At 57.5% G+C, this 12,500-nt stretch carries 9 protein-coding genes and 1 pseudogene; 3 read left to right on the top strand and 7 right to left on the bottom strand.

The window, feature by feature from the left end; translation table 11 throughout:
• Window positions 1–30: 30 nt before the first annotated feature.
• The 5 genes from SH410x_RS19335 to SH410x_RS19315 form a co-directional block, all read right to left on the bottom strand.
• Window positions 31–906: an NAD(+)/NADH kinase gene (locus tag SH410x_RS19335; RefSeq protein ID WP_473670016.1), complete on the bottom strand. Its 876-nt coding sequence runs from the start codon at window positions 904–906 to the stop codon at window positions 31–33.
• 75 nt (window positions 907–981) lie between these two features.
• Window positions 982–2,907, bottom strand: a complete 1,926-nt coding sequence (gene dxs / locus SH410x_RS19330) for a 1-deoxy-D-xylulose-5-phosphate synthase (RefSeq protein WP_473670014.1) — start codon at window positions 2,905–2,907, stop codon at window positions 982–984.
• Window positions 2,904–3,896, bottom strand: a complete 993-nt coding sequence (locus tag SH410x_RS19325) for a polyprenyl synthetase family protein (protein ID WP_473670012.1) — start codon at window positions 3,894–3,896, stop codon at window positions 2,904–2,906. Before SH410x_RS19325 ends, dxs begins: the two co-directional genes overlap by 4 nt.
• Window positions 3,893–4,279: an exodeoxyribonuclease VII small subunit gene (xseB, locus tag SH410x_RS19320; protein ID WP_473677351.1), complete on the bottom strand. Its 387-nt coding sequence runs from the start codon at window positions 4,277–4,279 to the stop codon at window positions 3,893–3,895. The genes SH410x_RS19325 and xseB overlap by 4 nt, the downstream gene beginning before the upstream one ends.
• 223 nt (window positions 4,280–4,502) lie before the next feature.
• Window positions 4,503–5,465, bottom strand: coding sequence for a rhomboid family intramembrane serine protease (locus tag SH410x_RS19315; protein WP_473670010.1), 963 nt, complete (start codon window positions 5,463–5,465; stop codon window positions 4,503–4,505).
• 363 nt (window positions 5,466–5,828) lie between these two features.
• On the opposite strand from SH410x_RS19315, the gene SH410x_RS19310 reads away from it, so the two are divergent.
• Both SH410x_RS19310 and SH410x_RS19305 read left to right on the top strand, forming a co-directional pair.
• Window positions 5,829–8,918 (top strand): PVC-type heme-binding CxxCH protein, encoded by a 3,090-nt coding sequence (locus tag SH410x_RS19310; protein ID WP_473670008.1) that lies wholly within the window; start codon window positions 5,829–5,831, stop codon window positions 8,916–8,918.
• A gap of 31 nt (window positions 8,919–8,949) precedes the next feature.
• A complete protein-coding gene (locus tag SH410x_RS19305) occupies window positions 8,950–9,258 on the top strand; it encodes a hypothetical protein (protein WP_473670006.1) in 309 nt (102 codons plus the stop codon).
• A gap of 557 nt (window positions 9,259–9,815) precedes the next feature.
• On the opposite strand, the gene SH410x_RS19300 is transcribed toward SH410x_RS19305, so the two are convergent.
• On the bottom strand, window positions 9,816–10,616 hold the full coding sequence (locus tag SH410x_RS19300; protein ID WP_473670004.1) for a DUF1559 family PulG-like putative transporter: 801 nt from the start codon (window positions 10,614–10,616) through the stop codon (window positions 9,816–9,818).
• A gap of 106 nt (window positions 10,617–10,722) precedes the next feature.
• Between SH410x_RS19300 and SH410x_RS19295 the strand changes: the two genes are divergently transcribed.
• Window positions 10,723–11,814: an IS630 family transposase gene (locus SH410x_RS19295; RefSeq protein ID WP_473668492.1), complete on the top strand. Its 1,092-nt coding sequence runs from the start codon at window positions 10,723–10,725 to the stop codon at window positions 11,812–11,814.
• Window positions 11,815–11,841: 27 nt separating this feature from the next.
• Here the strand turns inward: SH410x_RS19295 and SH410x_RS19290 are convergent.
• Window positions 11,842–12,270: pseudogene (locus SH410x_RS19290) on the bottom strand (DUF1559 family PulG-like putative transporter); the annotation flags it as partial.
• Window positions 12,271–12,500 lie beyond the last annotated feature (230 nt).

Raw genomic sequence — 12,500 nt, 5'->3', positions numbered from 1 at the left:
CGGCGCTACTGCATTGCCAGAGTATAGGAATCAACGTCGCAGGTTCAACGAACCACTCCAACCCAGTTTTTCTCGTAGCGTGCGATAGTCGTTTTGGCCGGGTACGTGCAGCATGCGAAACGATATCGGTGATCGCTGGATGCGGACACGATCCCCCGAGAGCAAGGCACCGAGCACCCGTCCGTCGACCAGGATACAGGTGGTCGGCAAGGGCTTGGTCACGGCCAGCTCAATGAGCGTATCGGCGGACTCGACGACAGGTCGGTAGGTGAGTGTGTGGGGGCTGATCGGCGACAGGATCATGGCTTGCAATTGTCGCCGCACGATCGGACCGCCGGCAGACAAGCTGTGCGCCGTCGAGCCGACGGGCGTGGCGATGATCAAGCCATCACACCGATACTGGGTCGCCAATTCTCCGTCGGCATAGTAGTCAATATCGAGGATGCTGAAGGGGGGGCCCGACAATACGGCGGCTTCGTTGAGCGCCAGTTGTTCGGCAACCACCGCGTCGGCGCGAATGATTTGCACCTGCAGCATCAAGTGGTCGATGACGCGGAAGTCCCCTTCACGGACGCGTGGCCAAGCGTCGAGGAAGTCATCGGGGGACAGGGCCGCCAGGAATCCGAGATGACCACAATTGATCCCGAGCACGGGAACTTGGTGCGCTCCCATTTGGCGAGCGGACTGCAGAATCGAACCATCGCCGCCGAGCACGATCACCAGATCAACGTCATCCTGATCGGAGAATTCATAGGCAAACGAAAAGTCTTCCGCCACAATTTCGGCGCTGGCCGCGACGACAGGGCGCAGCCGTTGCCAAGCCGCTTGGACGCGTTGTCGCTCAGGCGTTCCGATGACCACGATTCGCGGTGGGCGATCACAGTGGCACCAGTCGATTTTGCTCACGTGGTGGATCCTGTAATCATCGGAGCTCAGCAACCCTTGTTCTGCACACACACAGGTTGGGTGCCTATGCCACGTTTATACACTACTGACGGAGGCGGCGGAGCGGCAGGTCTCGGCAATGCCCTCGGCGGATAGCAAAGAATCGGCCAACAGGTCGCTGCGGTCACCGTGCTCGACGAATGCGTCGGGCAGTGCCAAGCGATGGATGCTGCGGGTATCGAGTCCTTGATCGGCCGCCGACTCCAGGAACGCGGATGCGAACCCACCGACGATGGTGCCCTCTTCGAGCGTGACGACGAACCGCCCATCTGCCATCGAACGGGCGACCATTTCATGATCGATTGGTTTGACGAATCTCGCGTTCACCACACCGACACTGAGTTCACCTGCGAGCGCGTCGGCGGCCGCGATGGCTTGTTCGAGCATTGCCCCGTAAGCCACAATGGTGCCGTCGTCGCCCTCGCGAAGCCACTCGGCTTTGCCGATTTCAATCGGTGCCGGGGTATGCTTCAGTTCCAGAGCTGAGGCTTTGGGATAGCGAATACCGGAGGGATGATCGTGTGCCAATGCCGCATCGAGCATCAGGGGCAGTTCGGCTGCGTAGCCGGGAGCCATCAGGGCGAGATGGGGGAATAATCGCATGTATGCGATGTCGTAGACACCGTGGTGCGTCGGTCCATCGGGCCCCGTCAGACCGGCGCGGTCCAGCATGAACACGACCGGCAGATCCTGCAGAACGACTTCTTGGAAAATCTGATCGTAGCTGCGTTGGAGGAACGTGCTGTAGATGTCGACGATCGGTCGCATCCCCGCTTTGCATTGGCCCGCGGCAAAGGCGACCGCGTGCGATTCGCAAATCCCCACGTCAAAGAACCGATTCGGGAAATGTTCGCGAACGGGTTCGAGTTTATTGCCTTGGCACATTGCCGCCGTGATCACGGTGACACGCTCGTCGCGTTTCATCACCTCGCCAATCGCATCACGAGCGTGCGTGGTGTAGGGCGGGCGGCCTTCGCTACCATGAGTGATCGGTGTCCCACCACGGTCTTCGAATGCGGGCGGCGTGTGGAAGAAGACGGGGTCCTCCGCAGCGGGTTTGTAGCCGTGCCCTTTCTCGGTGACGACGTGCAACAGGACAGGGCCCGGTGTTTCCTTGCAGAGCTTCAGGTATTTTCGCAGCAGCGGGATATTGTGCCCATCAATGGGGCCGATGTAGCGGATGTTCAGTTCCTCGAACAGCATCCCGCCGAGCAACCCGGCTTTGACGCCTTCCTTCATCTGCGCCAACAACCGCTCAGCGGGGTCACCGAACATCGGCACATGATCGAGCAACCGCCCGACCTCTTGCTTCAGCCCGGTGTAAAAGGGATTGTTTCGCAATCGATCGAGGTAGCTAGCGACGGCGCCGGTCCGATGGCAGATCGACATTTTATTGTCGTTGAGCACGATCGTGAGATCTTCTCGCGAAGCGCCTGCATTGTTGAGTGCTTCAAAGACAATTCCGCTGGGGAACGCGCCGTCACCAATGACCGCAACGGTGCGGCGGTCGGCATGGCCCGTCAGGATATCGCCGCTGCGCAAGCCCACCGCTGTGCTGACGCTACTGCCGGCGTGACCGGTCATGAACAGGTCGTAGTCGCTCTCGGCGGGATTGGGGTAACCCATCAACCCGCCGCGGGTACGGATTGTTTCGAACTGCTCGTATCGCCCGGTGATCAGTTTGTGCGGATAGACTTGGTGACCGGTGTCCCAGATCAATCGATCGTTGAGAAAGTTGAATTCCGCGTGCAGGGCCAAACACAATTCGACGACGCCGAGATTGGAGGCAAAGTGTGCCGTTCGGGTAGCCAACAAGTTGCACAGAACATCGCGAATCTCCACGCTCATGCTCGACAGCTGGTCCGAAGACATGCCGGATAGTTCGCGGGCGTCCTGTAGTCCAGCCAGCAGCGGATGGCGGGCGCCGCCGTCGGTCGTCGATTGAGTTTCGGTCGTTTTCATGAGGTTCGCTCCAAAAGATAGTCCGCCATTTGGTCTAACCGTACTGCCCGGGCTCCAAATAACTCGAGTGACCGGTGTGCCTCCTTGATCATGGCCGCCGCATGGTGGCGGGCCAACTCAATTCCAGCGTGAATTTCAGTCGTGGCCGCGGGGCCACTCTGTCCCGCGACCTGTCTTGATTCTAGTTCAGGCGGGGCCGCCTGTTCAGCGGCCATCAGATCGGGAAAAGTAAACTTGCCTCGCCCCGTGTCTTTGCCGGTACGTTTTCCGAGTTGTTCGTCGCTGGCGGTGAAATCGAGAATGTCGTCGGTGATTTGAAAGGCCAGCCCGAAGGCGGCGGCGAATTGGGCGAGGGCGTTGATCTGTGCGTCGCTGCCGCCGGCAGCGATGCCGCCCAATTTGGCACAGGCGATGAACAGATCCCCGGTTTTTCTCCGGTGGATCGACTCGAGGTGCAAACGAGCCGCGTGCGGCGACGCAAAATCGCTAATTCCAATGTGTTCCGCCGCGAGATCGTCTTCTTGGCCACCGACCAGACCAGTGGGGCCTGCGGCCAAGGCGAGTTCGCCCATCAGACGGGCCGCCTGGGATGGCTCGGCGGCATGCGTGTAGAGGTGTGAGAACGCCGCAGATTGTAACGCGTCCCCCGCCAGGATCGCGGTCGCTTCGCCGAACTGAATGTGCGTCGTTGGGCGGCCGCGGCGCAGGTCATCATCGTCCATGGCCGGCAAATCATCATGGATCAGCGAATACGCATGGATCATCTCGACGGCTACCGCAGGGGCGAGAGCGTCGGTGATCGATCCACCACAGGCCTCGGCCGACATCATCACCAACGCCGGACGCAGACGCTTGCCGGGCGCTAGGAGCGCGTACCGAATTGCTTCCCGCAGCTTTTCCGGGCACCCCGAACCGAAATCAGTGGCAGCTTCCAACGCCGGGGCAATCGCGTCGCGATAGGGCTGGAGCAACTCCGTGATATCGCTCATGATTCGTCGCTCAATTCGGAACCTTGGCGAGCGGCATCGCCCGCGGCGCCCCGTCGTCGACTGCGCGTTTTTTGTTTTTCCAGCAACGTTTCTGCGTCGTTGCCGTGGCCGTCTCCGGCATCTTCGAGCGGCTGTGTGACGGGATTGCCGTCGGCATCAAAACCCGCCAGTACGCTGACACGGCGTTCGGCGACTTCGAGCAACTCGTAGCAGCGACGCATTTTGCCGACAGCGGACTCGTATTGGCGGAGCGAATCATCCAGCGAGAGCTCACCGCTTTCGAGCTTTCGCACGACGGCCTCGATCTCACCGAGGGTGGCCTCAAAGTCCAGCTTTTCACCGTTCTTATCGAATGGGGAGGAAGCAGAGGGCGGCTCAGGCATCGCGGCGGAATTCTTCTTGGCCAAATGAATTAATCTCAATCGGTGCAGCATTGACGTCGCGAGACTATAACATGGCGCGTCAGAACTCGACAGATCCGGAAGTCGAATGTGCCTGGGATATTCTCGGAGCGGATTGGGCGGGGCCTGTATCTGGACTCAAGGTCCCACCCGCGTCGCATGGTTCGCTCGGGACGCATGGTTCGCTCGGGGCAATGGCCCCAAGCTACAATGTTTTCGGGGCGATCACGGCGATGAGCATGCCGGTGAGCAAACCGCCTATGTGGGCCCCATTGGCGATATTCGGCATCATGGGGGTGAAGCAGAGTACCAGAAATCCCAGCATGTAGATGACGCCGATTTGCGGGATCTCGACGGGGTAACCCGGTTGGAATTTGGGACGAATCCAGATGAAACCAAAAATACCCAACACACCTCCGGAGGCGCCGATGACGGGGCCTCCCCCCCACGAATAGGGCATCAGAATCTGCGTTAGCGTCCCGACGCCGCCGCAGACCAACAGCAGGAAGAGGAAGAACCAACGGCCATGGATTCGCTCGACCACCCCCCCGAGGAAGACGAGGTTGAGCATATTGAAGGCCAGGTGCATCATGCTACCGTGCAGCAGCATGGGCGTGAAAATTCGCCACACCTCTCCCCGTTTGATCGATCCCATCAGGTCACCCGTCGTCTGGTAGGTGATCTCATCCACACAGGACAGCGCATTGAAGACGCGGTTGGCTGTCACATCGTTGGGACTGGGGCGGCCGAAATTGGTGATGAAGCCAATCACGGTCGCGAGCACGACGAATCCAATCGTGACGGGAATCGAAGCGGGCGATTGGCCGGGGCCACCGAGTCCGGCGCCGTTGCTACGGCGAATCTGCAGTTGAGCTTTTTTCTGAGCGGCAATTTTCTGCGCAATCTGTTGGGACTGCTGCTTGCGTTGCCGCGCCGCCTCTGCCGAGACGTCGTACTCCTTCGCAGAGGGATTGGCCTTGTACTCCGCGAATAATTCGCGGGCACGCGGCACGTCCTGCTCTTGCCGAATCCAGATATCATGTTCAGTGGAAGCTGGTGCTGCTGATTCGTCGGTCGAACTCGCTTTCGCGTCAATCGACTGGGTTTGCAAAAAATCGCAGAAGCGATTCGCCTGGTTCTCGCCCGCTAGGTTGCCAATTCGCCGCATCTTCAATATTTCCAGAATGACCGTCCGATGAATTTGATTTCCACTATGTTCTACGCACTTTTGGGCTCGAATGCACGACGCCTTGACCTTGGGCGATCGGTGCAGTGCTCGCGAGAGTCGAAAGTCGCGGGGCAACCGCAGCACATGCCCCCTAGGAACGCCCGTAGCTTGGGACCATTGTCCCGAGCGAGCAAATTGGCGACGGGTCACCGAAAGGAGCCTGCGGGCGGGGCATATGAGCCTGCGGGCGGGACAATGGTCCCATCCTACGGGCGAAAAAGAATCGGTCTCCTCTCCTGGGGATTTTGTGTCGGATGCCTGCTTTTTTGGGCGGCGGCTTGTGTTGCCGCCAAAGCGTCCGCTGTGGAACCGATCGATCCTCCAGCCGAGGATGTTTTTCCGGTTCCCGAGGACACCGAACCGTTGGCGGTCTCGCATCGGCAACTCGCTCCCGCCGCGAGTGCTGCGGCGATCGATCTGCCACCCGGTTTTTCCGCGTCTGTGTTTGCTGCTGAGCCCGATGTTCAGAATCCCATTGACCTGGCCTGGGATTCCCAGGGGCGGATGTGGATCGCTGAGAACTACACCTACGCCAAAAGTGGTGTGCGTTTTCGTGATGACCTACGAGATCGCGTCATCGTGCTTGCCGATGCCGATCGTGATGGCACGCCCGAGCAGCGAACCGTGTTCATGGACACACTGACGCGGTTGACGAGTGTCGAGGTCGGGCCGGGCCCAGCGGGCGTCCATGGGGTGTGGCTGATGTGTCCCCCGCAATTGCTGTTTGTCCCCGACGCCGATCACGACATGGTTCCCGATGGGGCTCCGCAAGTCGTCCTCGATGGCTTCGAGGTCGCTCAGCAAAACTATCACAATTTCGCCAACGGATTGCGATTTGGTGAGGATGGCTGGCTATACGGACGCTGTGGCGGTTCGTGTCCCGGACGCATCGGTGTCCCCGGTGCACCTGATGGAAAACGGATCTCGCTGGAGGGTGGCATTTGGCGATTTGACGTTACCGACAATCGGTTCGAAGTCCTGTGCCATGGCACAACAAACCCCTGGGGCCATGATTTCAACGAGTACGGCGATCTGTTCTTCATCAATACGGTCAATGGACACCTGTGGCACGGGATTCATGGGGCTCATTTCAATCGTCCCTTCACGCTCGATCCCAACCCCAACGTATTTGCGACAATCGACCAACACGCGGATCATTATCATTTCGATACCGGGCAGCATTGGACGAAGTCTCGCGATGGAGCGGCGGATGATTTTGGCGGCGGACACGCTCACTGTGGACTGATGATTTATCAAGAGTCGACATGGCCGGCCGCGTTCCGAGGATCGCTGATGACACTCAACTTTCATGGACGACGTGCCAACCGCGAAAACTTGCTGCGTCGCGGTGGCGGCTATGTGGCCACCCATGGCGATGACTTCTTTCTGTCGAGTGATGAGTGGTTTCGGGGAATGGATCTATCGGCGGGACCAGACGGAAATGTGTTCGTTTTGGACTGGAGTGATCTCGGTGAATGCCATGAACATACTGGGGTGCATCGCAGCAGCGGTCGGATTTATAAACTCTCGGCAGATTCGAGTTCACAACCCAAACACGACGTCCTCTCAGCTGATGTCCCCGCTCTGGTGGAGTGGGTGTTAGGTGACCAACGGTGGTTCTCGCGTCAAGCGGCAATGCGACTGCGTGAGCTTCAAGCGAACGGGACCGACATGTCTGGCGCGATGGAACGATTGCGATCCGAGGCTCGCGAGCAGGACGATCCCGCCTGTCGTTGCCGTATCTTATGGGCGCTTGACGTCCTCGGGGCACTGCATGACTACCAGCCTTGGTTTGCTGACCCATCCGAATATGTTCGGGCGGCCGCGATTCGCGCCTATGTGCAGCATTGGCCGATCGACGATGTGTATGGCCCCACCGCGGACAGCCACACCGCATGGCCGGAAATTATCAATCAGGCGAGAGTGTTCATCGATAACATGGGGCAGTTGGGGGCCGGCTCATCGGCGCTCGTTCGATTGAATCTCGCCTCGACACTGCAGCGCCTACCGGAAACGACGCGAGCAGACGCGGCGACCAAACTCCTGCAATTCAGTGGTGTTCAGGATATCGATGACCATGATCTTCCGAAACTGATCTGGTACGGCTTGATGGATCGTTCTTCGACAACGCCGGAAGAGATGATCGACGTACTAAAAGTGTGTGAACTTCCTGAGCTGACGACGTACATCGCTCGGAGCATTGCGGAGCAAGCCGAGTCATCCCCCGAGGCGTTTGCCCAATTGCAGCTTTTGGCACTGGAGAAATATCGAGCGCAGGACGTCGACACAAACAAGTCCTGGTGCACCGCGATGTTAACGGGGGTGGAGCAAGGGCTGGTTGGCATTCGTCGCGCACCCATCACAGATGCCTGGCCAAGGTTACGAGATGCTATTCTCGCGGCGACGCCCGATCGGAAACCTCTCGTGGATCAGATCGATACGCTTTATGGCGAGGGGATGAGTGTGGACGAGCTGCAGGCGGTACTCAATCGTTCGAGTGCAGACGTTCTCGAGCGACTTGCGGCTTTGAAGGGTTTGGTGGCAGCATGGCAGGAGGATCCAAGCCATGACGCGACCACAGCGGCGGCGATCGCGACTGCGGCGCAACCCCTGATCGCGGATCCCCACGTCAACATGGCGGCAGCCGAATCACTCGCCCGTATCGAGCATCCCAAAGTCGGCGAGGTACTACTGAAGAGTTACGGGCGTTTCCGCGCCCCGCTGCGAGGCAACGTGATCTCGCTGCTATGTGCCCGCGAAATGTTTGCCTCAGCCCTGATTGAGCGAATCGAGCAAGGCAAGTTGCCCAAGGAGGCGTTGTCCGCTTCGCACGTGCGAAGTATTGCTGCATTGGGCAATGAGGGTCTGATGGGGCGTTTGGAAGCCGTGTGGGGGCAGGTTCGAGAAACACCCGAGGACCGGTTGAGCGAAATCTCCCGTCTGCAGCAGCGATTGACGCCCGAGCGATTGCGGTCTGCCAATTTGCAGGCGGGGCGCGTGCTCTTTGACCGCAGCTGCGCAGGGTGTCACAAAATGTTTGGCAATGGCGAGCAGGTTGGGCCCGATTTAACGGGCGCGCAGCGGAGTAACCTCGATTACCTGCTCAGTAATATTGTTGATCCCGATGGCGTTGTTGGCGCGGACTACCGTGCCACGAAAGTCCTGACCGTCGATGGACGATTGTTGGTCGGCTTGATCACGCAGCGGACGCGGCGAACCTTGACCATTGCCTCAGCGGCCCGAACCGAAACGATCAGTCTCGACGATGTTGAAGAAGAGGTGCCAACGAATCAATCGCCCATGCCGAGCGGGTTGCTGCAGCCGCTCAGTGAAGAGGAAATTGTCGACTTGATAGGTTATCTTCAATCGCCAAACCAGGTCGTGGTTGAATGAAGGAAGACCGCCCATTCCTCAAGCGTGCCTATTGATAGAATCGCTGGTAAGTCATCAGAAAAAATCAAAACGACAATCCCGCATCGTCGAAATGATTGCTAGAATGCCCGGAGTGCCATCGGTTGATGGATCTACTATTCCGTTCTTTGTATCAGGGCCAAACCCAATGAATCGTTTGTTTATGCTAGTTTTACTTTTTGGAATCGCGACACTTTCTGGGTGTGGACGGTCTGGTTCGTCTAATATCTTGGATTCAGCCGACCAAGAAGCGATTGATAGCTATGACGCACAAGCTGAAAAAGACGCTGCTGCATTGGGAAGCTACAAAGAGATCAAGTGATCTCGCCAGCGGTAACATCGCTTCTAATTAAGATGTGTTCCCCCACGATAAACCCGGATGGACCCTTGTTCTGCGGTCGATCCTGAGCGGGTGTGGGCCGCCTGCCCTGTACGGGAGTCTCAGTGTGGCCGTGCACCCGTTTTGCTGAAACGTGTGGTCGATGGCCTTCGCCGGGCGGCACGCGAGGGCCTCCGCTAAGGAACGAGCGGGGAATTACTGTCTCATATCGTGGCCGAACGCTCCTAAGGAGCCCGCGGCAAATGGCCGTCGGGGTTTATGGCCGAACGCTCCGCGATCGACTATTTCGACCGCGGAGCGTTCGGCCACTTAGTCTCCTCTCGTTCTTAAACCCATGCGGGGAAACCATGCGGCAGAGATGGTTTCATCGCGTGCTCGCCGGCCCGCGTTTCGCGAACCCGCGTGCGACGCGGTTGAACGGAATGGCTTGAGCGGGATGTGCTGTCGCTAAAATACATCACTCTCGCTAGCACGTCATGAACGGCTTGCCGGCAGGCACATGAGTGTCATGTGCCTGCCAAGTTTTTTCGCAGTCCGGCCTAGAAGTCGCCTTGAAGCACTTCGTGCGAAGCACGTGTTCCCAGTGCACCCCAGAGCCCGAATGGGCTTTGTGCCCCTGTCTGGTTGTTGGTGGCAGAGGAACCATTGAGGTAGACAACAGGGTTGGACGAGTTGCCTGCTTCAATCGAGTCTGTGATGAACTTGACGGCACCGTCGCCCATTAGGACGTGAGCACCACCTTGGTGTCGGCTCGACATGGTCGAAACCAAGTCGCCGTGTCCAGCACCAGGGCCTGCGTCCGTGCAAAGCAACTTGTTCGGTGGCAGGATTGTGTGTGCTTGGGAATAGACAGGCATCGCATCGTGCCAGTGGAATCCACGACCCCAGTTAGAGTTGGTCCCAACCGCGCCAATCCAAAACTGAGGACGCTGTGGGTCGATCGTTTGTTGCAGGAATGAAGGGTTCAGGTGACAGTTTTGTCGCTCGCCCGTGACGCCAACGGCACCGGAGGTGGGAAGCGAAGTTCGCGAGTCTTTGTCGCCCAAGTCAGTCGCGATTTCGCCGCACATGATCGTGTTGGCGAGACCATCCAAGGTGTCACGGAACTTGGTGCCGCGAGTCAGCACGAACATGCCACGGTGGGCTGCGTCAGAGTGTGCTGCCGTGCCGCTGTTGGCTGAGTATGGGAACGTAACCGATGAATCGCTGGCCTTCTCGTTGACGTTGAGGTAGGGGTCACGTGACCGGTACGACGAATCTCCCGTGCAGGCTGCATAGTTTGTGCGTCCAAGTGCGGGAAGTCCCGTGCCGGGGTCGCTGGGGCAACGTAGTGTCGCCATTTCAGTCACATACGGCGGGTAAGCACATCTGGGTAAGTATTTCGGTATAACTGGCAAGCTTTTTGCACCCATGTTGAGTTGGGAATCCTTTCTGATTTGCTAGCAAATGCTCGATGGTCGAGATTATGCGAAGCATCATGTTTCTCCCTGTTTCACGAACCGGGAGATTCAAATGGCACGCCCCTCTACAAAATTCGCACAAATTGGCTCAGTCGAGCAAAAACAGCAACTGACGGAAATGTGGAAAAGTCATCATTGCCACTATACGCGAGTTCGTGCGCACGCAATCTTACTCAGCGACCAACAGTACGAAATAAGTTCCCTTGTCGATATCTTTGGCGTGGATCGAGATTCGGTATCCAGTTGGATTGACAGATTTTCAGAAGGCGGCCCCGACGCACTTGAAGACTCCGAGCATCCCGGTGCGCCGCCGATACTCAACGCCTCAGAGCAGCAAACTCTCCGGCGACTACTTCGAAAATACCCGAATCGACCAGCCAAGGTGCTGAAAGAGCTGAAAGAAAAAACCGGCAAGGAAATCAAGCGACCCACTCTGCGAGAATACGCGAGGCGGTTTCGGCTGAGTTGGAAACGTTATCGTCGAAGTTTGCGGCAAAAACGGGATGAAAAGAAATTTCAATTGGCCAAGGAAGAGCTAGCCGAGTTTCTCGAAGAACCGGATTTGAACGTTGTTTACTTTGACGAGGCGGGTTTCTCGCTCAAAGGAGTTGTTCCCTACGGATGGCAACCGATCGGTCGACGCTACGAAATACCCGTAACCGGGGCACACGGCAGCAACGTTCAAGCGATTGGGTTTCAGGGTCAAGACGGTGAAACCCACACCTATCTCCACAAAGGCTACGTGAACAGCGAAATGGTGATTGCAATTTTCGATGATTATTGCCAAACAATCGACGGTCCAACTGTTGTGGTCCTTGACAATGCCTCAGTCCACACGAGCGGAGCATTTCAAACTCGCATGGAAGACTGGGCAGAGAAAGGACTCTACATCTACCATCTGCCGCCATACAGTCCAGAGCTGAATGCAATTGAAATGCTTTGGAAAAAACTCAAGTACCAACTGCTCCCCGCTGGCGCCTGGGAGCGCTTCAGTACACTGCTAAACACACTTACGAAAACACTCAATGAGTTTGGAGAAGTGTCGTATATGCCTACGCTTTTTAATTATGCCGAATAAATTCACCCGACGTGCTTAGTTGCGTTCGTCGGGACGTGGTCCCATTGCCTGCCATGGTGGGTTTCGAACGGAGCCATCGGAGTTAATCGCCAGCGGGTTGCTGATCTGTTGCCAGACAGCCTGTTGCTCGATGAAAGGGAGCATGCCAACCAGCATCGAAAGACGTTGGTTGGATGTGCCCGTTGCCGAGCCTGTCACGGGCGAAGGCTGATCCCAAAGATCACTACCGCCGGGGGAGTAGGTGCCGGCACCATGGATGGGCAGCTGGTCAAATGCCGAATGGTAGTTGTGGAGACCAAGTCCAATTTGTTTGAAGTTGTTGCTGCAGCTCATTCGGCGAGCTGCTTCTCGGGCCGCTTGAACGGCCGGCAGTAGGAGCCCAACAAGGACCCCGATAATCGCAATGACAACTAACAGCTCGACGAGCGTAAAGCCCTTGGGAAAACGCTTTTTCATTAAATTCACTCTTAATTTGAAGAAGTACAGATAGGAATACTACGAATTATAAACACCGTCCGGCTTGGGAAGTACCGCAGAAAAGCAAATAGTGCCGAAAAAATGGACTTTAATGCCGGCAAGCACCCCCATAATGGCGGATTCATTGCCGCACGTGAATGGCACGGGTGAGCCGGGGTGTCGCGGTGTCAGATGGCGTGCAGGCGAGTTCTCTCGCTGGCTGCGCACCG

The organism is Rhodopirellula sp. SH410, from assembly GCF_055811895.1.
This window is presented reverse-complemented; position numbering and strand designations above follow the sequence as displayed.

Bases quoted from the DNA above. Each gene is read 5' to 3' on its own strand.
- dxs (WP_473670014.1), bottom strand. From the start codon at position 2,907: ATGAAAACGACCGAAACTCAATCGACGACCGACGGCGGCGCCCGCCAT.
- SH410x_RS19325 (WP_473670012.1), bottom strand. From the start codon at position 3,896: ATGAGCGATATCACGGAGTTGCTCCAGCCCTATCGCGACGCGATTGCC.
- xseB (WP_473677351.1), bottom strand. From the start codon at position 4,279: ATGCCTGAGCCGCCCTCTGCTTCCTCCCCATTCGATAAGAACGGTGAA.
- SH410x_RS19315 (WP_473670010.1), bottom strand. From the start codon at position 5,465: ATGCGGCGAATTGGCAACCTAGCGGGCGAGAACCAGGCGAATCGCTTC.
- SH410x_RS19300 (WP_473670004.1), bottom strand. From the start codon at position 10,616: ATGGCGACACTACGTTGCCCCAGCGACCCCGGCACGGGACTTCCCGCA.
- SH410x_RS19295 (WP_473668492.1), top strand. From the start codon at position 10,723: ATGCTCGATGGTCGAGATTATGCGAAGCATCATGTTTCTCCCTGTTTC.